The sequence below is a fragment of the Leucobacter sp. Ag1 genome (assembly GCF_000980875.1).
Classification (GTDB): Bacteria; Actinomycetota; Actinomycetes; order Actinomycetales; family Microbacteriaceae; genus Leucobacter; species Leucobacter iarius.
Genome location: NZ_LAYO01000077.1, coordinates 1 through 21,584, shown reverse-complemented (window position 1 = coordinate 21,584; position 21,584 = coordinate 1). Strand labels below are relative to the sequence as shown.

The window sequence follows — 21,584 nt, the reverse complement described above, 5'->3', positions numbered from 1 at the left end:
CGCGCGGCACGCGCGCGAGTGGCGGAATTGGCAGACGCGCTGGATTTAGGTTCCAGTGTCCTCGGACGTGGGGGTTCAAGTCCCCCCTCGCGCACCGCCGATCGGGCGGCCTATTCCTGGCGGCGCCCGCGAACCGGCTCGATCGAGAGCCCCCGGCGCTTGAGCACCGCGGTGAGTACGCCGTCGCCGTCCACGAGCGCTCCCGAGTGGGTGCCGTCGTAGATGGTCCCGCAGCCGCACGACGGGCTGCGCCCCTGCAGCAGCGCCCGATCGATGCCGTGGCGCTCGACGATCTCCGCGACCGCCTCGGCGCCCGCGACGAACGGTGCCGTCAGGTCCTCGCCGTCGATGCTCATCACGCGGGCCGTACCGCGCAGCACGTCCTCCCCGTCGCCGCCGACGATCTCGGCGGCGGGTCGGGGCGTGGGCAGATCCCCCAGCTGCTCGGCGCACGCGGGGATCGCACGACCCTCGCGGACCGCCTCGATCACCGCGTCGTCGGGGCGCGCACGGGCGTCGTAGCGGCAGGGAATGCCCGCCAGGCAGGAACTCACGAGGATCGGCGCATCGCTCATCCCCTCATGCTAGCCGGGCGATCCGGGACCTCCCTTGACCTTCCCGCGCACCGGCGCAGAATGGTCGGAGAACGGAAGGAGACGCCGATGTCGCCCGAAACCCCGTCCACCGGAATGCCGCCGATCGTCGATGCCGAGACCTGGCAACGGGAGCTCGATGCGCTGAGGATCCGCGAGAAGGCCGCGACGCGCGAGCTCGACGCCATCGCCGCGCAGCGGAGGCGCCTGCCGATGGTGGAGCTGCCCGACTACACGCTGCAGGGTGCCGACGGCCCCGTGCGCCTCGTCGATCTCTTCGCGGGCCGTTCCCAGCTCATCACTTACCACCACATGTGGTTCCCGGATTCAGAGTGGCAGTGCGGCGGTTGCACCTCCTTCACCTCGCAGTTCACGCGGCTGGAGTTCCTGGAGCCCTACGACGCGCGATTCGTGATCGTCACGCAGGGTCCGATCGAGGAGGCGCTCGCCTACCGGGATCGTGTCGGGAACCGGATGGAGTGGTTCTCGACCGCCGACAGTCCTTTCGGAGCCGACGTGGATGCCCCGGCGGGCGGCGGCTTCGCGCTCAACGTGTTCCTCCGCGACGGCGACGCCGTCTACCGCACCTGGTCGACCACGAGCCGAGGCGTCGAGCAGATCGCCCACACCTTCCCGCTCATCGATGTCCTGCCGCGCGGACGGCAGGAGGAGTGGCAGGACTCCCCCGCCGGCTGGCCGCAGGGGCCCACCTACGCCGGCTGGCTGGGCTCGCAGGACGTCGCACGGCTCTACGGGCCGGGGATGGCCGCAGACACCTGATCCGACGGTTGCGCCGGCCTGAGCCGGTCGACGCTATTCCGACCGGTGCTCCGCCTCGCCGCCCGCCCAGTCCGCTCCGTCGAGCGAGAGCTCCGCCGCCATGTCGTCGAGGAATCGGATCACGGTCTCGCGTTCCTCGCCCGTGAGCCGGGCGGCCGCGTGGAAGCGCTTCGCCTGCTGACGCCCGACCGTCTGCATGGCCGAGACCTCCGTCTCGCGCGTCACCTCGATCGCGAACGCGCGCCGATCGGCCGGGTGCACGTTGCGCACGACGTGCCCGCCACGCTCCAGTCGGTTCAGCAGTTTGGTGGTCGAGGCCGCCGAGATGCCGAGATGGGCCGCCAGCATGCCGGGGGTCGCCAGCTCGGCACGATTCTTGGCGACGATCAGATAGTGGAGCGCCCGCATGTCCTGCGCGCTCAGCCGCATGTACTTCTGCGACGCATCAGAGACCCGCTGCTCGACGTCGCGCAGCGCGGAGAGCGAGCCCATGAGCCGCCCGATCTGCGCCACGGCCTCGGGCGACAGCCCGGAGCGATCCACGAGCTCGCTGCGCGGATCGCTCGAGTCGACCTCGTAGAGGTTCGCGGCGATCGGGTCGGGGACTCCCCCGCCGGGTGCTTCGGGCATGGCGTCATCCTAGTGTTGCGCTGCTGCGATCTTCAGATTAAATTACACCCAGGGAAACTATAAACCGCGAGATATTTGTTCAGTGGAGATGATCCGAGTGCCGCAGACGCCCGCTACCCCACCCCGATCGACGCGACGCGTGCCCACCTGGCTCCGCGTCCTGCTCCCCGCGCTGCTCATCATCGTCTGGTTCGCCGGGGCCGGCGTCGGCGGGCCCTACTTCGGCAAGGTCGGAGAGGTCTCCTCGAACGACCAGACCGCATACCTCCCATCGTCGGCCGACGCGACGAAGGTGCAGGGCCTGCTCGGCGACTTCACCGACTCGCAGGCGATCCCCGCGGTCGTGGTGTTCTCGTCGGACGCGAAGCTGAGCGAGTCGCAGCTGCAGCAGCTGCGGACCGCGGTCGAAGGCCTGAGCGGCCTTCCCGGCGTGGAGAGCGGCGTCTCCCCGTTGATCCCCTCGGAGGACGGCAGGGCGGCCGAAGCCTTCGTCCCGATCGACACCTCGATCAAGGTGAGCACCACCGTCGACGCCGTCGCCGAACGGCTCGCGCAGGAGGCGCCGGACGGGGTGGTCTCGCACGTCACCGGCCCGGCGGGCTTCACCGCCGACCTCGTCGAGGCCTTCTCCGGCATCGACGGGATCCTGCTGCTCGTCGCGCTGCTCGCGGTATTCGTGATCCTGATCGTCGTCTACCGCTCGCTCCTGCTGCCCGTCGCGGTCCTCTCCACCAGCCTGTTCGCGCTCACGGTCGCGCTGCTGTGCGTCTGGTGGCTCGCCAAGAGCGGCGCCCTGCTGCTCAGCGGGCAGACCCAGGGCATCCTCTTCATCCTCGTGATCGGCGCGGCGACCGACTACTCATTGCTCTACGTCTCCCGCTACCGCGAGGCGCTGCGCGTCGAGCAGGACACGTGGACCGCGACCTTCCGCGCGCTCCGCGGGTCGTGGGAGCCGATCGTCGCCTCGGGCGGCACGGTCATCGCGGGGCTCCTCTGCCTGCTGCTCAGCGACCTGAAGTCGAACAGCGCGCTCGGCCCCGTCGCCTCCATCGGCATCGTGTTCGCGATGCTCTCCGCACTCACCCTCCTGCCCGCGATCCTCTTCGCCTTCGGCCGCGCGGCCTTCTGGCCGAAGCGGCCGCGCTTCGAGCCCGAGGTCGTCGCCGCCGAGGACGGTGTGCCCTCGCGCGGGGTCTGGGCGAAGCTCGGCGGGCTCATCCGACGCCGCCCGCGCACGATCTGGATCACGACCGCCCTGCTGCTGCTCGTGGGCGCGGCGGGCGTGACCCAGCTGCAGGCCCAGGGGGTCTCGCAGTCCGACCTGGTGCTCACCAGTTCGAGCGCGCGCGACGGGCAGCGCGTGCTCGGCGAGCACTTCCCGGGCGGATCGGGCAGCCCCGTCTCGGTCGTCGTACCGGCCGGAGAGCTGCGGACCGCCGCCGATGCGATGCTCGCGAGCCCGGGCATCGACGGCGTGACGGTCACGACCCGGGACTCCCCCTCGGGATCGGCGACGGTCACCGCCGACGGGATCGTGACGCAGGGCCCGCCCGGCAGCGCCGCCCCCGCGCCCACCGAGGTCGACGGTCGCGTACTGCTGCAGGGGACGCTGACGAGCGCCGCCGACTCGGATACCGCCGAGCGCACCGTGCGCGAGCTGCGCTCGACATTCGCGTCCGACGGCACCCAGGCGCTCGTCGGCGGCGTCACCGCGACCGCGATCGACACGAACGACGCGTCGGTGCACGACCGCACGCTCATCATCCCGGTCGTGCTCGCGGTGATCCTCGTGATCCTGATGCTGCTGCTCCGCTCGATCGTGGCCCCGGTGCTGCTCGTCCTCACCACGGTGCTCTCGTTCGGCACGGCGCTCGGCGTCTCGGCGCTCGTGTTCGACGGGGTCTTCCGGTTCCCCGGCGCGGACCCTGCGGTGCCCCTCTACGGCTTCGTGTTCCTGGTCGCGCTCGGCATCGACTACAACATCTTCCTGGCGACTCGCGTGCGCGAGGAGTCGCGCCTGCACGGCACCCGCGAGGGGGTGATCCGCGGGCTGTCCGCGACGGGCGGCGTCATCACCTCGGCCGGCCTTGTGCTCGCGGCGACGTTCGCCGCGCTCTCGGTGATCCCGATCCTGTTCCTCGTGCAGATCGCCTTCATCGTCGCCTTCGGCGTGCTGCTCGACACCTTCCTGGTCCGAGCCTTCCTGGTTCCCGCGCTGATGTTCGACATCGGGCGCCCGATATGGTGGCCCTCGAAGCTGAGCCGAACGGAGGGCCCGCGATGAGCGAGCAGCCGATCATCATCTCCGGCGCGTCCGGACTCATCGGGCGAGCGCTCGCCGACTCGCTCCGCGCCGACGGGATCCCCGTGATCCGACTCGTGCGGCGCACGGTCCGAACCGGCGACGAGATCCAGTGGGCGCCCGGATCCGCGCCGCTCGACCCCGATGTCCTCGCGGGCGCTCGCGCCGTCGTGAACCTCAACGGCGCGAGCATCGGCCGGCTGCCGTGGACCGCGTCGCGCAAGCGCGAGCTGCTGAGCTCCCGCCTGAATCCGACCCGCACCCTCGCAGCGGCGATCCGTCGCCTGGGCGACGAGGCACCGCAGTTCGTCTCGGCCTCGGCCGTCGGCTTCTACGGCACCGCGCCGGGAGAGCGGCTCGCCGAAGGAAGCGCGGCGGGCACCACGTTCCTGGCGGACCTCACCGCTTCGTGGGAGGCCGCGGCGCTCGAGGCCGGCCCCGAAGCGCGCGTCGCGCTCCTCCGCACGGCTCCCCTGCTGCACCCCGACGGAGTGCTGAAGCCGCTCATCGCCCTGACCCGCGCGGGCCTCGGCGGCCCGCTCGGCGGAGGCGATCAGGCCTGGCCCTGGATCTCGCTGCGGGACGAGGTCGCCGCGATCCGGCACATCATCGACCGCGGGCTCACCGGTCCCGTGAATCTGAGCGGACCCGAGATCGTCTCCGCCAACGGCATCGGCCGGGCCGTGGCGTCCGCACTGCACCGCCCGTTCCTGCTGCCGGCACCGCGGTGGGCCCTGCGTCTTGCCCTCGGGCGCGACGCGGCCGACTCCCTGCTGCTCGCCGACGCGGCGGTGGTACCCGCCGCGCTCGAGGAGTCCGGCTTCGTCTTCGCGCACCGCACGGCCGAGGAGGCCGTCGCGGCCGCGATCGGCGACTAGTCCGCAGAGGCCTCGCGGGTGCGGGGTGCGCCCGAGATCTCGTCGAAGGCGGCGAGCGCGCGCAGGCGGCTGGCGCGCAGATCGACGAGCTCCGGTACGAGCAGGCTGTCGGGCGCCCAGCGGTCGACGTAGCGGCCGTCGGGGTCGAATCGCCGCTGCTGCGTCTGCGGGTTGAAGATGCGGAAGTAGGGAGCGGCGTCGAGCCCGCATCCGGCGACCCACTGCCAGTTGAACGGGTTGCTCGCCGCATCGGCGTCGACGAGTGTGTCCCAGAACCAGCGCTCGCCCGCTCGCCAGTCGATCAGCAGGTTCTTGGTGAGGAACGACGCCGCGGCCATGCGCACGCGGTTGTGCATGAAGCCGGTCTCCCAGAGTTCGCGCATGCCGGCGTCGACGAGCGGGAAGCCGGTGCGGCCCCGCTGCCAGGCGACGAGGTCGTCGGCGGATTCCTCGGACGAGCGCCAGGGGAAGGCGTCGAAGCGCGCGTCGATGCCGCGCAGGTGCATGCCGGCCGCGTGGAACAGGGTGTGCCAGGCGAACTCCCGCCAGCCGAGCTCCGAGAGGAAAGTGCCCGTGTCCGCCCCCGATGCGATGGCCTGATGCCAGACCGCTCGCGGGCTGATCTCGCCCCAGCGCAGGTGCGGCGAGAGCTCCGAGGTCGCGGGCTTCGCCGGGAAGTCGCGCCCCTCGGCGTAGCCGACCGCCCGCTCGTCGAGGAATCGATCGAGCGCTTCCCGCGCCGCGCGCTCGCCGGCCTCCCAGCGGGCGGCGAGCCCCTCGGCCCAGTCGGGATCGGTCGGACGGAGATCCCAGTCGTCGAGCGCGTCGCTCCGCGGCCCGCGCGGCGCGGGGATCCACCGAGCGGGCGGATCGAGCGGCGCCGCGGGCTCGGGAGCCGCGGCGCAGGCGCGCCAGAAGGACGAATAGACGCGGTAGGGTCGTCCCTCGCCGTTCAGGATCGTGCCGGGCTCGTGCAGCACTCCGCCGACGAAGGATCGCGCGTCGATTCCCGCACGGCGGAGCGACGCCTTCAGCTCGGCGTCCGCGTGGCGCTCCTCGCCGTACCTCCGGTTCCAGACGACCCGGGTGATCCCGCACTCCGCCACGACATCGGGGATCACCGCTGAGGCGGTTCCTCGGCGCAGCACCAGCGGCACGCCGCGGTCGGCGAGTTCGCGCTGCAGCGCCGCGAGCGATCCGTGCAGCCACCAGCGCGCCGCGCCGCCCAGCGGCCGCGCTCCGGGGGTCTGCTCGTCGAGCACGAAGAGCAGGACCATCCCCTCCGGGTCTTCGGCGGCCGCCGCGAGCGCCGGATGATCGGCGGTGCGGAGGTCGTCCCGGAACCAGACGAGCGTGGTCACGGGTCTACTTCTTCTCGCAGGCCACGCCGTCCTTGTCGCCGTCGAGGTGCCGGTTGGCGGTGTAGAGCGCGGTGTCGATCTTGAAGGTCGTGACGGGCTTGGTCTTCCCCTTCACCCGGTCCTTTGCGCCCTTCTTGCCCACGCCGTGCTTGTACGCCTTGTTGAGGGCGGTGCAGTTCTTGTAGCGCGCCGGAGCGGCTTCGGCCGGCGCGGCGGTCAGCGGAGTCAGCGAGACGGCGAGCGCGCCGGCGGCGACGACGGCGAGGAGGCGATGCTTCATGCGTCAACCATATCGGGATCCGACTTGCGTTCGCGCACGACCTCGCCGATCTTCACCCCGATGACCCCGAGCACGATCAGCGCCGCGCCGAGCCACTGCGCAGGCGACGGGATCACCGCGAGCAGCACGATGGTCCAGAAGATGCCGAAGAGCGCCTCCGAGTAGCCGGTGAAGCTCGCGACCGTCGCGCCGAGCCTGCGGGAGGCGGCGACCCCCAGGATGTACGAGAGCACCGTCGAGATGAGCACCATTCCCGCGACCGCGACCCAGGGCGGCAGGTCGACCCCGCCGATCACCGCGGGTGCGGAGGTCACCGCGAACGGCAGCAGCCCGACCGAGCTGACGACGATGAGCACGATCGAGCCGATCCCGAGCCCCAGGCCGACGAACGGCAGGGGCGGGATCCCGTGATCCGCCGATGCCCCGGTCGCGTAGTAGGCGGCGTTGCCGACCGCGGCGATCAGCGCGAACAGGATCCCGAGCGGATTCAACGAGCCGCCGGTCACGACGCCCGAGATCGCGACGAGCCCGAGCACCGCGACCCCCGCGCCGGCGAGCGTGATCCCGCTCGGTGCCACCCGGGTACGCGCCCAGCTCCAGAGCATGAGCACGACCGGGCCGAGGAACTCGATCAGCAGCGCGAGGCTCGGCGGGATGAACTGCACCGCCAGGAAGAACGCCAGCTGGCAGCCGGCCACCGCGAGCAGGCCGAAGAGCAGGAGCGGGCGCCACGCGGCGCTCACGAGGCTCCAGCGGCCGCGCAGCACCAGCACCGTCGGCACCGCGAGCACGAGGGCCGCGAGCGTGATCCGTGCGGTCACGGCGGCCCCGGCCGACCACCCGGCGGAGAGCAGCGCGCTCGCGAAGATACCCGAGAGCGCGAAACTCGCCGCTGACCCGACCGCGAGCAGGAACCCCGCCGCGGGAAGACCCCGCCCCGCACCAGTCACCGCTGCCTCCCGCCGCATCATCGCGCCGGTCGTGCGGCGTCGCCTGCTCCGAGCCTATCGCCGCGACGGCGCGGCACGCGATTCCGGCCTGGCAGGATGGAGGGATGCCCGCAACCGCCCTGACCGCAGCCGACTGGCTCGCCCTCGCGGCGGCGTGGATCGCGGCCATCGCGATGCCCGGCCCCGACCTGTTCCTGCTCCTGCGCATCGGCATCCGGGACCGCTCGGCCGCGCTGCGGGCCGCGATCGGGATCATGCTCGGCAATCTCGCCTGGATCCTGGTCTCGGTGCTGGGTCTCTCGGCGCTGCTCCGGGCGATCCCCTGGGCGCTCCCCGCGCTGCAGGTCGCCGGGTCGGCGGTGCTGATCTGGATCGGTGTGCAGAGCGTCCGCGCCGGGCTGCGCGACCTCCGGGATCCGGCCGCGGCGCAGACCGCGGGCGCCCCGAGCACCCGACCGCTCCGCCTGGGCCTCATCACCAACCTGTCGAATCCCAAGGCCCTGCTGTTCTTCACCGCGCTGTTCTCGCAGATGCTGCCGCCCGAGGCGAGCTGGTGGGATCGCGGCGCCATCGTCGCACTGCTCGTGCTGATCGGGCTCGCCTGGTTCTGCGGGTTCGCCCTCGCGGCATCCGCGCGGCGCTTCCAGAACTGGTTCCGGCGCGCATCGCCGTGGATCGACATGGTCGCGGGCACCGTGTTCGTGCTCGTCGCGGTCGCGATCCTCACCGAGACGGCGCTGGGGCTGCTGCGCTAGCGGGCCGCGGTCGCGCAGCAGCCCGGTCGACTACCAGCCCTCGGTGAGCACCCGATCGAGCGCTGCGACGACGAAGTCGGCGCTCTCGGCGGTGAGGCACAGCGGCGGCTTCACCTTGAGCACGTTCGACCGCTCCGAGGTGGTGAGCACGACCACGCCCAGTTCGCGCAGGCGCTCGCAGATCGCGGCGGCCTCGGCGGTCGCCGGTTCGAGCGTCCCACGGTCGCGCACGAGTTCCACGCCCAGGTAGAGACCGATGCCGTGCACCGGCCCGATCAGCGCGTGCCGCCCCGCCAGCGCCTCGAAACCGAGCCGCAGCCGTTCGCCGACCACGGCCGCGTTCTGCTGCAGCCCCTCGTCGCGCATCGCGTCGAGCACGGCGATGCCGACCCGGCACGACAGCGGGTTGCCTCCGGCCGACGAGAAGAACTGCCCCTGCGAGGCCAGCGCGTCGGCGATCCGCTGCGAGGTGATGACCCCACCGATCGGGAACCCGTTGCCCATCGGCTTCGCGATGGTCACGATGTCGGGCACGACGCCCGACTGCTCGAAGCCCCAGAACGTGGATCCCATGCGCCCGAAGCCCACCTGCACCTCGTCGGCGATGCAGAGACCGCCCGCGGCGCGCACGCGCGCGTAGGCGTCGGCCAGGTACCCCTCGGGCAGCCGAACCCCGCCGGCGTTGCCCAGCACCGACTCGCAGATGAACCCGGCGGCATCGCGACCCTCGGACGCGAGCGCGGCGAGGTCGGCGCCGAGATCCGCCGCGTACCGCGACCCCGTCCCCGGCCCGCGGTACGTGCCGCGGTACTCGTTGGGCACGTCGGCCACGTGCACCCAGTCGGGGCGGGACTCGAGCGCGTACGGGTTGTCGTATGCCGAGGTCGTCACGGCGTCGGACGCCATGGTCCAACCGTGGTAGGCCTCGCGCAGCGACACGATGGTGCGGCGCCCGGTCGCGGCCTGCGCGAGGCGCAGGGCCAGGTCGACCGCCTCGGAGCCGCTGTTGACGAGCAGCACGGTATCGAGCCCGGTGCCCGGAGGCAGCAGCGCGAGCAGCCGTTCGCTGTACTCCGCGAGCTCGCGGTACAGGAACCGCGAGTTGGTGTTGAGGATCCGGATCTGCCGGTTCACCGCGTCTGCGACGCCGGGGTGCCCGTGGCCGAGCCCGGTCACGTTGTTGACCATGTCGATGTACGCGCGGCCGGTAGTGTCGATGAGGTGGTGCCGCCAGCCCCGCTCGATCTGCATCGGGCGCTCGTAGTAGCGCTCCTGCGCGCTCGCGAAGATGCGCGATCGGCGCTCCTGCTCGTCGCTCGATTCGTCCCGCTGACCCAGTTCGGGCAGCGCGAGGAGCCCCGCCGGATCCGGCGCGAGGCGCCGCCACGCGGGCACGCGTTCGGGTGCGATGAGCTGCGCCGAGGCGAAGTGATCCTCGGTCAGCGGGAGCGCATCGGGCCTGCGCAGACCGACGGTCACCGTGCGCGGCGTCCCGCCGCCGGCGTCGCTCGCCGGGACCGCTCCGATCGCGGTCCCCGCGGTCACGGCTTCACCGCCGACCACGGTCGGCACGATGCCGCTGATCCCGAGCAGCCAGCCGTCCGCGAGCGCGAAGAGCAGCGCGTCGGGGCCCACTGCGAGCACGGTGCCCGCGGCGGGTGCGATCGCGCGCTGCGCATCCCCCGCAGCGATGCGGATCTCGGTGTTCGCGGGCCAGGTGCGCGCGCCGTCGACCGCGTCGATCGCCGTGCGCGTCAGCCGGTAGACGCCGTGCGGCAGCACGGCCGCCGCGGCGCCCGCGCCCAGTGCCGATGCCGCGAGCGAGTCCTCGGCGTCGGCCGCGAGCCAGGCCCCGGCGTCGAGCGATTCCGATTCGACCCCGGGGTCGAGGATCGCGACCTCGCCGAGGAGGTCGGGCAGCAGCGAGCGCAGCGGGAGCGTCCCCGCCGCCACGGGAGCGGGCGTCGCCAGCAGGCGCAGCTCGGTGCCGTGCGGAGCGCCCAGCAGACCGACCTCGGCGAGCACGAGCTCGGTCGCCTCGACGAGCGGGATCAGCGTCGCGGCGTCGAAGATCGCCTGCTCCCCCGCCACGCGCTCGCGGGCGTACTCGTTGCCGCCGTCGATCTCGAGCTGGCGCCAGCCGCTCGCGACGAGCAGCGCCGCGCGCAGCACGACGAGCGGCCAGACCGCCCGGGCCTCCGCCGCGGACAGCTCGGCCCCGCGGTGGAACGCCGCGACGGTGCCGAGCACGCGCTCGGGCCGGGCCGGCTCGTGGTGGAGCATGGAGGACGCCGTGACCGCGAGCTCGGCGACCCGCCACCCGAGCGACAGATCGCCCAGATCCAGCACGGTGCCGGGGTGCACCCGGGCGTCGTCGCCCCGGACCCCCATCACGTTGTCGTCGGTCAGATCTCCGTGGATCGCCTGCACCGGCAGCGCATCCGCGACCGCGGCGAGCGCCTCGTGCGCCGCCTGCGCCGCGAGGATCACACGATCGCGGAGCACGGGATCGGTGATCGCCGGAGCGAGCCGCACGGTCTCGTCGTACGCGACCCGCATGTCCCACATGTGCGGACGGTCGAGACCCGGGTGTTCGAGCGCCTCCAGCGCGCGAACCGACGCCGCGGCGAGCGCGCCGAACTCCTCGAGCACGACGGGCGCGAGGTACCCGGCGTCGACGAGCGGAACCCCGTCGACGAACTCGCTGCGCCGTACGGCGTAGCCGCCCCAGGTCTGCGTGAGCGCGCCGTCGAGTCCGGCGAGCACCGCGGGCACCCGGACGTCCGCCGCTCGGTAGGCGTCGAGCGCGGCGTGCTGGGCGTCGCGGGCCTCCTGACCGAAGATCGGGTTGTCGATCCGCAGCACGCTGCGGGATCCATCGGGATGCGTGAGCAGGTAGTTGCGGTCCTGGTTGCTGCCGAGTTCGACGGCCACGGCCTCGACGCCGTAGAGCTCGCTCGAGATCCGCGCCGCGTCCTCCGCGCTCACCGCGGGGCGCACCAGCCCGCCGGCCTCATCGCCGACGGGCGTCGTGGGGTCCTGCGTCATCAGTCGGCTCCCGTCACTCGGCTCAGGATCTCGGGCACGAGCGCCGAGAAGGCGCGGGTGCGGTGCGATGCGGCGTCCTTCTCGGCCGGGGTGAGCTCCGCGGCCGAGCGGGTCTCGCCCTCGGGGCGGAACACGGGATCGTAGCCGAAGCCGCCCGCGCCGGCGGGGGCGCGCAGCACGCTGCCGGGCCAGTTGCCGATCTGCACGGCCTCCTCGCCCGAGGGCAGCGCGAGCGCGGCGGCGCAGACGAACGCCGCGGAGCGGTGCTCGTCCGCCAGGTCGCTGAGCTGCCAGAGCAGCAGGTTGACGTTCGCCGTATCGCTGCGGGCGGGACCGCCCCAGCGCGCCGAGAAGATGCCGGGGCACCCGCCGAGCACCTCGACCGAGATGCCCGAGTCGTCGGCGATCGCGGGGAGCCCGGTATGCGCGGCCGCGGCACGAGCCTTGATGAGGGCGTTCTCGGCGAAGGTGACGCCGTTCTCGACGGGCTCGGGCCCGTCGTAGCCGATCAGCTCGATGCCCGGGATCAGCGGCTCCATGAGCCGCCGCAGCTCCTGCAGCTTGTGCGCGTTGTGGCTCGCCAGTACGACCTGCGCGGGGCTCATGCGCGGCGGCCGATCAGCTCGTCGATCCCGTCGATGTCCGCGAGCGCCGCGCGCTGGATCGCGCCCAGCTCGGTCGTCGAGACGAGCGCGAGGTCGAGCAGCGCATCGAGCTCGGCGCGCTTGAACGGCGCGCCCTCGGCGGTGCCCTGCACCTCGACGAAGTCGCCGGATCCCGTGACCACCACGTTCATATCGGTCTCGGCCTTCGAGTCCTCGACGTAGGCGAGGTCGCTGAGCGGCACTCCGCCCACGATGCCGACCGAGATCGCCGCGACGCTGTCGGTGAGCGGCTTCGCCTTGCGGGCGATGTGGCCCTGTGCGCGGCCCCAGGCGAGCGCCTCGGCCAGCGCGACGTAGGCGCCCGTGATGGACGCCGTGCGCGTGCCGCCGTCGGCCTGCAGCACGTCGCAGTCGATCACGAGGGTGTTCTCGCCGAGCGCCTTCGTGTCGACGACGGCGCGGAGGCTCCGGCCGATGAGCCGCGAGATCTCGTGGGTGCGCCCGCCGATCCTGCCCTTGACCGACTCGCGCTGCATGCGCTCGTTGGTCGAGCGCGGGAGCATCGCGTACTCGGCCGTGACCCAGCCGGTGCCCTTGCCCATGAGCCAGCGCGGCACGCCGGGAGTGAACGACGCCGTGCACAGCACGCGGGTGTCGCCGAAGGAGATGAGGGCGCTGCCCTCGGCCTGGGCGCTCCACCCGCGCTCGATGGTCACGGGGCGCGTCTGCGCCGGGGTACGTCCGTCGAACCTGATGGTGTCGGTCATGGTGCTCCTTCGGGTGAGGATTCCGGGTGCTCCCGGGATGTCTGCGGGGTCTGGGCCGGCGGTCGGGGTGTTCGGTGCCGGGGCCGGTGGGATTCGGGCGGGAGGCTCCTGGTGGCGGAGCCGGCCCGCTAGGGCAGGCGGATCGCGCCCGTGGGCATGCGGTCGACGGCGTCGATGCCGATCCCGATCATGCGGCGCGCCAGCTCGACGAAGCCGGCCGTATCGGCGCCGGTGGCCTCGTAGCGGACGAGCGGCTCGCCCGCGTCCTCCGCGCGGAGCAGACCGCGATCGGTCAGCGTGCGGTACACCTCCGCCGCGGTCTCGACGTCGCTCGAGACGAGGGCGACATCGGGCCCCACGACCTGGCGGATCGCACCGCGGAGGAACGGGTAGTGCGTGCACCCCAGCACGAGCGTGTCGATCTCGCGCTCGAGCAGCGGGGCGAGGTAGCGCTCCGCCACTTCGAGCACCTCGGGCCCGCTCGTGCGGCCGGCCTCGACCAGCGGGACGAACTCGGGGCACGCCTGCCCCGTCAGCTCGATATCTGGGCGCATGCTGAACAGGTCGTCGTACACGCGGGACTGGATGGTGCCCTGCGTTCCGATGAGGCCGACCCGGCCGTTTCGGGTGATGGAGACGGCGCTGCGCACCGTCGGCCCGATCACCTCGACCACCGGGACGTCGTAGCGCTCGTGCGCGTCGCGCAGCATGGCCGCGCTCGCGGTGTTGCAGGCGATCACGAGCATCTTCACACCCTGCGCGACGAGGTCGTCGAGGATCTCGAGCGAGAACCTGCGCACCTCGGCGATGGGACGCGGGCCGTACGGTGTGTTCGCCGTATCGCCCACGTAGATCATCGACTCGTTCGGCAGCTGGTCGCGGATCGCCCGCGCGACGGTGAGCCCGCCGACGCCCGAGTCGAACACGCCGATGGGAGCGTCGTTCTGCAGCACGGAAGTCACGGATCCAGCCTACCGCGCGGGGTGCACGGGGTGCTGGGGCTCAGCGCTTGATCCAGCTCGCCCGGTGCAGCTCGGTGAGGCCGTGGGCGGCGATGCCCTCGTAGTGCGCCTTCGCTCCGTAGCCCTTGTTGGAGGCCCAGGCGTAGTGCGGATGCGCCTCGTGCGCCTCCAGCATCAGCGCGTCCCGCGCGACCTTCGCCCGCACGGACGCGGCCGATACCGAGGCGCAGTCCCGGTCGGCGCCCACGCGGGTGCGGACGTCGAGGGGCGCGCGCAGCGCCGGAGTCAGCCAGTCGTGCGAGCCGTCGAGCAGGATCACCGCGTCCGTGACGTCGATGCCGCTCTCGTGCAGTGCGAGCAGCGCCCGTCGCGCGGCGGCGCCGAGCATCGCAGTGATGCCGTGCTCGTCGATCTCGAGAGCGGTCGAAAAGCCGACGGCTCCGGGACCGAAGTCGTCGATCCCGGCGGCGATCGCCTCACGCTTCTTCTCGCTGATCAGCTTGGAGTCCCGGAGCCCCTCGGGAAAGCTCCCGGTGCCCGCGCGGACCGCGTGCACGCCGACCGCGACCGGACCGGCGATCGCGCCGCGACCGACCTCGTCGATGCCGATCACGAGCCGCGCGCCCGCGGCGAACCACTCGCGCTCGAGCTCGAGGGTCGGATCCTTCGAGACCCCGGCCACCGACTACTGCTTCTGCTTCTGGCGTTCGGTCTCGGCGACGACACCGGCGAAGGTGTCGGGGTAGTCCCCCAGCCAGGCGAAGCGGTTCAGCGGCCAGTTCAGCACGAACGCGCGGCCGACGACCTCGCTCTCCTTCACGAAGCCCTTGCCCGGGTCCTCCTGGTGGTAGCGGGAATCCCGGCTGCCGTAGCGGTTGTCGCCCATCACCCAGATGGATCCCTCGGGCACCGTGGTCTCGAAGTCCATGCCCGAGGCTCGGGTGTTGCCGTCGCTCAGGAACACGTAGGGCTCCTTGATCGGCACCCCGTTGATGGTGACGAGCCCGTTGGCGTCGCAGCACTTCACCGTGTCGCCGCCGATGCCGATGACGCGCTTCACCAGGTACTGGTCGCTCGTGTCGGCCGCGAGGCCGACGGTCTGCAGCACCTGCTCGAACGGGGTCGGATCCTTCGCCCCGGTCGGGGTGAGCCACCCGCCCGGATCCTTGAACACCACCACGTCGCCGCGCTTCAGCGGCACCACGTTCGGCACCAACTGGTTGACGAGTACGCGGTCGTTGATCTCGAGGGTGTGCATCATCGACCCGGAGGGGATGTAGAAGCTGCGGACCAGGAAGGTCTTGAGCAGGAACGAGATGAGGAACGCGACCAGCAGGATGATCACGAGGTCTCGCAGGAAGCCAAGGAGTCCGCCCCGCCGCTGCTTCGCGGGCGGTGCGTCGTGGATGGCGGCTTCGCTCATGTCAGGCGGCTCCGGAGGTCGGTGTGGATCGGGATGCGTGCACGGTTCTGGCACAGACACTACAGGCTCCCATCCGTTGCCGGAGGGAGCCTGTGAGCGGGGTGTCGGGCGCGGCGCGCGCCCGACGGAGTCGCGGCTTAGAAGTCGCGCTTCTCCTTGACCTTGGCCTTCTTGCCGGTGAGGCCGCGCAGGTAGTAGAGCTTCGCACGACGGACGTCACCGCGGGTGACGACCTCGATCTTGTCGATCGCGGGCGAGTGCACGGGGAACTTGCGCTCCACGCCCACCTGGAAGCTGATCTTGCGGACGGTGAAGGTCTCGCGGACGCCCTCGCCGTGGCGGGAGATCACGATGCCCTGGAACACCTGGACACGCGAGCGGTTGCCCTCGACGATGTTGACGTGCACCTTGACGGTGTCGCCGGCGCGGAACTCGGGGATGTCGCTCCGGAGCGACGCGGCATCGACGTGATCGAGCTTCTGCATGATGGTCTCTCTCTGCGGCCGCCGCAAGTCGGGGCGCGGATTCTGAAGATTTGAAAAGATGATGAGTGCTGCACGGTGTGTGCGGACCCTTGCGGCAGTACCGCACCGTGGCACGAGGATCTATTATGCCACAGATCCGGGGGCGGTGTCGCCGGTTGCGAGCTTCGGGTCTCCGTCCGGCTCCCCGACCCGCCCGGGCTCCCGGGTTCGAGCGCGCATGCGCGTGATCTGGGGCCAATGTCGGCGGCGGCTGACATGATCGAGGCATGAGCCCCGAACTGCAGAGCACCACCGCCGCGTCCACGCACGACGAGGCCCTCGCGCTGCTCCGGCGGCTCACCGGCCGCCCCGACGCGGTCTTCCACGACGGCCAGTTCGAGGCCATCAGCGCGCTCGTCGACGAGCACCGGCGCGCGCTCGTGGTGCAGCGCACCGGCTGGGGCAAGTCCGCGGTCTACTTTGTCGCCACCGCGCTGCTGCGGGCGCGCGGCGCAGGCCCGACCCTGCTCGTCTCGCCGCTGCTCGCGCTCATGCGCGACCAGGTCTCCGCGGCCGAGCGTGCGGGCGTGCGCGCGGCCGCGATCAACTCGGCCACGGCCGACGAGTGGAGCGAGATCGAGGCGAAGCTCGCGGCCGACGAGCTCGACGTGCTGCTCGTCTCGCCCGAGCGCCTCAACAACCCGCGGTTCCGCGAGCAGCAGCTGCCCGCGCTGCTCGCGCGCATGGGCCTGATGGTCATCGACGAGGCGCACTGCATCTCGGACTGGGGGCACGACTTCCGCCCCGACTACCGCCGCATCGCCGCCCTGCTGGCCGAGCTCGACCGCAGCGTTCCCGTGCTCGCCACCACCGCCACCGCGAACGCCCGCGTGGTCGCCGACGTCGTCGAGCAGCTCGGCGACGACGTGCTCACGCTGCGCGGCTCCCTGGCGCGCGCATCGCTCCGGCTCGGTTGCCTCCGGCTCCCCTCCTCGCGCGAGCGGCTCGCGTGGCTCGTCGCGCACCTCTCCGAGCTGCCGGGCAGCGGCATCGTCTACGCGCTCACCGTCTCGGCCGCCGAAGACACCGCGCAGCTGCTGCGCGACGCGGGCCACGCGGTCGCCGCCTACACCGGCCGCACCGACCCCGAGGAGCGCGCGCAGCTCGAAACCGCGCTCAAGCGCAACGAGGTGAAGGCGCTCATCGCCACCAGCGCGCTCGGCATGGGCTTCGACAAGCCCGACCTCGGCTTCGTCGTGCACCTGGGGGCGCCCTCCTCCCCCGTCGCGTACTACCAGCAGGTCGGCCGCGCGGGCCGCGCCACCGACCACGCCGACGTGCTGCTCCTGCCCGGCACGGAGGACACCGAGATCTGGCGCTACTTCGCCACGGCGTCCATGCCCGATCCGGAACGCGCGACCGCGGTCATCGCCGCGCTCGGCGACGAACCGCTCTCGACGCCCGCCCTCGAGGCCCGCGTCGACATCCGCCGCACCCAGCTCGAACTGCTGCTCAAGGTGCTCGACGTCGACGGCGCCGTGCGCCGGGTGTCCGGCGGCTGGATCGCGACGGGCGCGCCGTGGCACTACGACGCCGAGCGCTACGCCCGCATCGCGGCCGCACGCGAGGACGAGCAGCGTTCGATGCTCGAGTACGAACGCGGCGCGGTCTGCCGCATGGAGCTGCTGCAGCGCGACCTCGACGACCCGAACGCCGCGCAGTGCGGCCGCTGCGATGTCTGCGCCGGCGCCTGGTACCCGAGCGATGTGCCGAGCGCCGCCGCCGAGCAGGCGTCCGGCCGGCTCGCGCTCGTCGGCGTCCCGGTCGAACCGCGCGGGCAGTGGCCCACGGGTGCCGACCGACGCGGGCTGCCGGTGCGCGGACGCATCGCCGTCGAGGAGCGTCCCGAGCCGGGCCGCACCATCGCACGGCTCACCGACCTCGGGTGGGGCGGTGCCCTGCGCGAGGTCTTCGCCGCGGGCGCGGTCGACCGTCCCATCGACGAACGTCTGCTGAGCGGCGCGCTCACCGCGCTCCGCGACTGGCCGTGGCAGCAGCGCCCCGTCGGCGTCGTCGCGATGCCGTCGCTGGGACGACCACAGCTGGTCTCGAGCACCGCCGCGGCGATCGCCGAACGCGGTCGGCTGCCGTTCCTCGGCGAGCTCGGCGTCGACCCCTCGATCCCGGTCACGGGCCCGGGCGGCAACAGCGCGTTCCGTCTGGCCTCGGTCTGGAACCGCTTCGACGTCTCCCCCGAACTCGCGCAGACGGTCGCGCAGGCGCCAGGCCCGCTGCTCCTCGTCGACGACCTCATCGACAGCCGCTGGACCATCACGGTGGGCGCCCGGCTGCTCCGCGCGGCGGGCGCCCCTGCGGTCCTCCCGTTCGCGCTCGCCTCGGTCGGCTAGGAGCGGGCAGCGGCAGCACCGCGGTCGCGCGAGGGCCGCAGCGGCGGGAACGATTCCGCGCGGAGCACGCGGGCTACGCCTCGCGCAGCTCCTCGGGAAGGAGCTCGGGGCGCACGCGGCGGGTGCGCTCGATGCGCTGCTCGCGGCGCCAACGCTCGACGGCGGCGTGGTTGCCGCTCAACAGCACGGGCGGCACCTCGCGGCCTCGCCACTCGGCGGGCTTCGTGTAGCTCGGGTACTCGAGCAGGCCGTCCTCCTCGTGGGATTCCTCGACCAGGCTCTCGGGATTGCCCACGACGCCGGGCAGCAGGCGGCCGATCGCCTCGATCATCGCGATCGTCGCGACCTCGCCGCCGTTCAGCACGTAGTCGCCGATGCTCACGAGGCGCACGCGCCCGCGCTCGGCGTACTCGTCGAAGACGCGCTGGTCGATGCCCTCGTAGCGGCCGCAGCCGAACACCAGGTGGCGTTCTTCCGCGAGCTCGCGCGCCATGCGCTGCGTGAACACGTCGCCGGCGGGCGACGGGAAGATGATGAGCGGCTCCGCGCCGCCGTCGGGCACGGACTCCGAGCCCGCCGAGCCGGAGGCCGAATCCGCCAGGATCCCGTCGAGCATCTCGCCCCACGGCTCCGGCTTCATGACCATGCCGGCTCCGCCGCCCGCGGGAGTGTCGTCGACGGTGCGGTGCTTGTCGTGCGCGGCCTCGCGCAGGTCGTGCACGCGCAGGTCGATGAGCCCGCGGCTCTTGGCCTTGCCGAGCAGCGAGAGCTCGAGCGCATCGAAGTAGCCGGGGAAGATCGAGACGACGTCGATCCTCATGCGGTCGGCCCCGACTCCCCCTCGGCGGGCGACTCGTCGGCGTTCGCGGAACCGCCCGAAGCGGGTCCGCCGGCCTCGATCGCCGCACTCTCGTCGAAGAGTCCGGGCGGCGGGGTCACGATGACGACGCCGGCCTCGGGATCGACGCTCGGCACGATCGCCTCGACGAACGGGACGAGCACGGTGCCGCCGGGCGTGTGCACCGACAGCAGGTCCTGCGCCGGGAAGTGCTGCACCTCGGCGACGGTGCCCAGCTCGACGGTGCCGAGCTCGGGGTCCTCGCGACGCACCGAGAGGCCGACGAGCTGGTGGTCGTACCAGGCGTTCTCCTCGGCGCCGGCCGCGACGGCGTCCTCGTCGATCCAGAGGATCGCACGAACGCCGCTCTCGACCGCGGTGCGATCCGGCAGCTCTTCGAAGAAGGCGACGGGCGTCTCGTTGAACCAGCGGAGCTCGCGCAGCGTGAGCGTGCGGCCGAACCACTGCGAGTCCTCGGGGACCTGCAGCTGGAACACGGCGCCCGGCACGAAGCGCAGCTCGGGGTTGTCGGTGTAGAGCTCGACCTTGACGCCGCCCTTGAGCCCGTGGGGCTTGGTGAGCCGACCAACGCGGAGGCTCCCCGCACCCTGAGCGGGTCGGGGAGCCTTCGCGCGGCCTGATGCTGCGCTCACGCGCGAGCCTCGACGTTCGGGGCGTCCGACGTGTCGGATCCGCCCTCGGCATCGGTGTCGACCACGTCGACGCGAACCCGATGACCGTCGGCCAGCGAGCCGATCACGGTGCGCAGCGACTGCGCCGTGCGACCACCGCGTCCGATGACGCGGCCCAGGTCGCGCGGGTTCACGCGCACCTCGAGCAGCTCACCCCGCGGAGTCTCGCGCGCATCGACGCGCACCTGCTCGGGGTGATCGACGATCCCCTTGACCAGGTGTTCGAGTGCTTCGGCGAGCGCGGGGGCAGCCATTCTTAGGCCTCTGCCGTCTCAGCCGCGGCCTCGTCGGCAGCGGGAGCCTCGTCGGCGGCCTCGGCTGCGGGAGCAGCGGGCTTCTCAGCCTTGGGGCGCAGGACCGGCTTCTTGGCCGAGTCGGCCTCGAAGGCGACCTTGGCCTCGGGAGCGAGAATCTTCGACTCGGTCTCGCCCTCGCCGGTGAACTTGCCCCAGTCGCCGCTCAGCTTGAGGATGGCCGCGACCTGCTCGGTCGGCTGCGCGCCGACGCTCAGCCAGTACTGCGCACGATCCGAGTTGACCTCGATGAACGAGGGGTGCTCGGTCGGGTGGTACTTGCCGATCTCCTCGATGACGCGACCGTCGCGCTTGGTGCGCGAGTCGGCGACGACGATGCGGTAGTAGGGGGCCCGGATCTTGCCGAGACGCTTCAGGCGGATCTTGACTGCCATGATGCTCCTTCAGTGATGAGTTCGGGCGCTCGGCCCGATGATGAAAAACGCCGCGACTCGACCGGCGAGGCCGGCGCGGCGCGAAGCTGACGCGCGGATCGCGCGAACCCGTCAATCCTGCCACGATCCCGACAGAAATGCAATTTTTGTCAGGATCAGGGATTTTTCGGACCCGCGGTGGATCAGGCCGTCTCCGCCATCCAGCGTTCGATCCCCGCGGCGTCGATCGGGAGCCCGTCGCTGAGCACCTCCGTGCCGGTCTCGGTGACGATCAGATCGTCCTCGAGCCGGACGCCGATGCCCCGCAGCTCGGGCGGGATCGTCTCGTCCCAGGCGTGGAAGTACAGGCCCGGCTCCACCGTGAGCGACATGCCGGGTTCGATCGTGCCGCCCAGGTAGGCCTCGTAGCTCGAGGCGTCGCAGTCGTGCACGTCGAGCCCGAGATGGTGGCCCACCCCGCACACGATGAACCGACGGTGCTGCTGCCCCGTCTCCGAGAGCGCCTCGTCGACCGACACCGGGAGCACGCCCCAGTCCGACAGGCCCTGCGCCAGCACCTCCATCGATGCCGCGTGGAAGTCCGCCCAGGGCTTGCCCGGCTGCACCGCGGCGAGCCCCGCCCGGTGCGAGCGCTCGACGAGGTCGTGCACCTGCCGCTGCACGTCGCTGAACCGTCCGCTCGCCGGTACGGTGCGGGTCACATCGGCCGTGTAGCCGCTGCGGTTCTCCACGCCCATGTCGAGCAGCAGCAGCGCTTCCGGATCGATCTCGCCGTCGGCCCGCACCCAGTGCAGGATCGGCGCGTGCGCGCCGGATCCCACGATCGTCGCGTAGCCGGGCGCCTGCCCCACCGTGCGCGCGTGGCGATCGAAGGTGCCCTGCAGCCAGCGCTCCCCGCCGCGCTCGATCGCGCGCGGGATCTCGCGCCGCACCTCGACGAAGCCATCGATCGTGTTCGCGACCGCGCTGCGCAGCTCGGCGATCTCCCACGCGTCCTTGATCCGACGCAGCTCGGAGAGCACGCGTGCGAGCTCCGCCGAGCGCCGTCGTCCGTCGAGCTGGGCGCCGGCGCCGCGCGCGACGACGGCCGCGCCCGCGATCAGCGCGTCGTCGACGACGTCCAGCTCGGCGATCGGGCGCACGCGGATCCCGAGCGCGGC

The 21,584-nt window shown here is 72.1% G+C and carries 22 protein-coding genes and 1 tRNA gene; 6 read left to right on the top strand and 17 right to left on the bottom strand.

Annotated elements, in window-relative coordinates; translation table 11 throughout:
- Positions 1–12 precede the first annotated feature (12 nt).
- Positions 13–94: transfer RNA gene (locus XM48_RS04265), tRNA-Leu, on the top strand.
- A gap of 16 nt (positions 95–110) precedes the next feature.
- On the opposite strand, the gene XM48_RS04260 is transcribed toward XM48_RS04265, so the two are convergent.
- Positions 111–575 carry a DUF523 domain-containing protein gene (locus XM48_RS04260; protein WP_046454551.1) on the bottom strand — a complete coding sequence of 155 codons (465 nt, stop codon included), beginning with the start codon at positions 573–575 and terminating at the stop codon, positions 111–113.
- Positions 576–662: 87 nt separating this feature from the next.
- Here XM48_RS04260 and XM48_RS04255 point away from each other — a divergent pair, with 87 nt between their 5' ends.
- On the top strand, positions 663–1,373 hold the full coding sequence (locus XM48_RS04255) for a DUF899 family protein (protein WP_046454550.1): 711 nt from the start codon (positions 663–665) through the stop codon (positions 1,371–1,373).
- A 33-nt stretch (positions 1,374–1,406) separates the two neighbouring features.
- Here the strand turns inward: XM48_RS04255 and XM48_RS04250 are convergent, their stop codons facing one another.
- The gene (locus XM48_RS04250; protein WP_046454549.1) at positions 1,407–2,003 is read right to left on the bottom strand and encodes a MarR family winged helix-turn-helix transcriptional regulator; all 597 of its coding nucleotides are present in this window, start codon (positions 2,001–2,003) and stop codon (positions 1,407–1,409) included.
- A gap of 88 nt (positions 2,004–2,091) precedes the next feature.
- Here XM48_RS04250 and XM48_RS04245 point away from each other — a divergent pair, with 88 nt between their 5' ends.
- Complete coding sequence (locus XM48_RS04245; RefSeq protein WP_046454566.1) at positions 2,092–4,287, top strand: efflux RND transporter permease subunit; 2,196 nt, start codon at positions 2,092–2,094, stop codon at positions 4,285–4,287.
- Positions 4,284–5,183 carry a TIGR01777 family oxidoreductase gene (locus XM48_RS04240; RefSeq protein WP_046454548.1) on the top strand — a complete coding sequence of 300 codons (900 nt, stop codon included), beginning with the start codon at positions 4,284–4,286 and terminating at the stop codon, positions 5,181–5,183. Before XM48_RS04245 ends, XM48_RS04240 begins: the two co-directional genes overlap by 4 nt.
- Here XM48_RS04240 and XM48_RS04235 read toward each other — a convergent pair.
- From XM48_RS04235 to XM48_RS04225, 3 genes are read right to left on the bottom strand one after another with little or no spacing between them, the layout of a single operon-like run.
- Complete coding sequence (locus tag XM48_RS04235; RefSeq protein WP_046454547.1) at positions 5,180–6,544, bottom strand: deoxyribodipyrimidine photo-lyase; 1,365 nt, start codon at positions 6,542–6,544, stop codon at positions 5,180–5,182. The two genes, XM48_RS04240 and XM48_RS04235, sit on opposite strands and share 4 nt — an antisense overlap.
- A 4-nt stretch (positions 6,545–6,548) precedes the next feature.
- Positions 6,549–6,824, bottom strand: a complete 276-nt coding sequence (locus XM48_RS04230) for an excalibur calcium-binding domain-containing protein (RefSeq protein WP_046454546.1) — start codon at positions 6,822–6,824, stop codon at positions 6,549–6,551.
- A complete protein-coding gene (locus XM48_RS04225) occupies positions 6,821–7,774 on the bottom strand; it encodes a DMT family transporter (protein ID WP_231580797.1) in 954 nt (317 codons plus the stop codon). The genes XM48_RS04230 and XM48_RS04225 overlap by 4 nt, the downstream gene beginning before the upstream one ends.
- A 104-nt stretch (positions 7,775–7,878) precedes the next feature.
- On the opposite strand from XM48_RS04225, the gene XM48_RS04220 reads away from it, so the two are divergent.
- Positions 7,879–8,529: a LysE family translocator gene (locus XM48_RS04220; protein WP_197074140.1), complete on the top strand. Its 651-nt coding sequence runs from the start codon at positions 7,879–7,881 to the stop codon at positions 8,527–8,529.
- A gap of 30 nt (positions 8,530–8,559) precedes the next feature.
- Here the strand turns inward: XM48_RS04220 and XM48_RS04215 are convergent, their stop codons facing one another.
- From XM48_RS04215 to rplS, 7 genes are all read right to left on the bottom strand, one after another.
- Positions 8,560–11,577: an aminotransferase gene (locus XM48_RS04215; protein WP_046454545.1), complete on the bottom strand. Its 3,018-nt coding sequence runs from the start codon at positions 11,575–11,577 to the stop codon at positions 8,560–8,562.
- Complete coding sequence (locus XM48_RS04210; RefSeq protein WP_046454544.1) at positions 11,577–12,182, bottom strand: non-canonical purine NTP pyrophosphatase; 606 nt, start codon at positions 12,180–12,182, stop codon at positions 11,577–11,579. Before XM48_RS04210 ends, XM48_RS04215 begins: the two co-directional genes overlap by 1 nt.
- Entirely contained in the window at positions 12,179–12,949 is a 771-nt protein-coding gene (gene rph, locus XM48_RS04205; RefSeq protein WP_046454543.1) for a ribonuclease PH, read from the bottom strand. The genes XM48_RS04210 and rph overlap by 4 nt, the downstream gene beginning before the upstream one ends.
- A 128-nt stretch (positions 12,950–13,077) precedes the next feature.
- Entirely contained in the window at positions 13,078–13,911 is an 834-nt protein-coding gene (murI, locus tag XM48_RS04200) for a glutamate racemase (protein WP_231580796.1), read from the bottom strand.
- A gap of 40 nt (positions 13,912–13,951) precedes the next feature.
- Positions 13,952–14,593 (bottom strand): ribonuclease HII, encoded by a 642-nt coding sequence (locus XM48_RS04195; RefSeq protein WP_046454542.1) that lies wholly within the window; start codon positions 14,591–14,593, stop codon positions 13,952–13,954.
- Positions 14,594–14,596: 3 nt separating this feature from the next.
- Positions 14,597–15,334: a signal peptidase I gene (gene lepB / locus XM48_RS04190; RefSeq protein WP_052961286.1), complete on the bottom strand. Its 738-nt coding sequence runs from the start codon at positions 15,332–15,334 to the stop codon at positions 14,597–14,599.
- Positions 15,335–15,471: 137 nt separating this feature from the next.
- Entirely contained in the window at positions 15,472–15,819 is a 348-nt protein-coding gene (rplS, locus tag XM48_RS04185; protein WP_046454561.1) for a 50S ribosomal protein L19, read from the bottom strand.
- A gap of 266 nt (positions 15,820–16,085) precedes the next feature.
- Here rplS and XM48_RS04180 point away from each other — a divergent pair, with 266 nt between their 5' ends.
- On the top strand, positions 16,086–18,206 hold the full coding sequence (locus XM48_RS04180; RefSeq protein ID WP_046454541.1) for an ATP-dependent DNA helicase RecQ: 2,121 nt from the start codon (positions 16,086–16,088) through the stop codon (positions 18,204–18,206).
- 73 nt (positions 18,207–18,279) lie between these two features.
- On the opposite strand, the gene trmD is transcribed toward XM48_RS04180, so the two are convergent.
- The 5 genes from trmD to XM48_RS04155 all read right to left on the bottom strand — a co-directional run.
- Entirely contained in the window at positions 18,280–19,026 is a 747-nt protein-coding gene (trmD, locus tag XM48_RS04175) for a tRNA (guanosine(37)-N1)-methyltransferase TrmD (protein ID WP_046454540.1), read from the bottom strand.
- The gene (rimM, locus tag XM48_RS04170; RefSeq protein ID WP_046454539.1) at positions 19,023–19,697 is read right to left on the bottom strand and encodes a ribosome maturation factor RimM; all 675 of its coding nucleotides are present in this window, start codon (positions 19,695–19,697) and stop codon (positions 19,023–19,025) included. Before rimM ends, trmD begins: the two co-directional genes overlap by 4 nt.
- Positions 19,694–19,990, bottom strand: coding sequence for an RNA-binding protein (locus XM48_RS04165; RefSeq protein ID WP_046454538.1), 297 nt, complete (start codon positions 19,988–19,990; stop codon positions 19,694–19,696). The genes rimM and XM48_RS04165 overlap by 4 nt, the downstream gene beginning before the upstream one ends.
- A 2-nt stretch (positions 19,991–19,992) precedes the next feature.
- Positions 19,993–20,424, bottom strand: coding sequence for a 30S ribosomal protein S16 (rpsP, locus tag XM48_RS04160; RefSeq protein WP_046454537.1), 432 nt, complete (start codon positions 20,422–20,424; stop codon positions 19,993–19,995).
- A 182-nt stretch (positions 20,425–20,606) separates the two neighbouring features.
- Positions 20,607–21,584: M24 family metallopeptidase (locus XM48_RS04155; RefSeq protein WP_046454536.1), on the bottom strand; the 978-nt coding region annotated here is incomplete at its 5' end.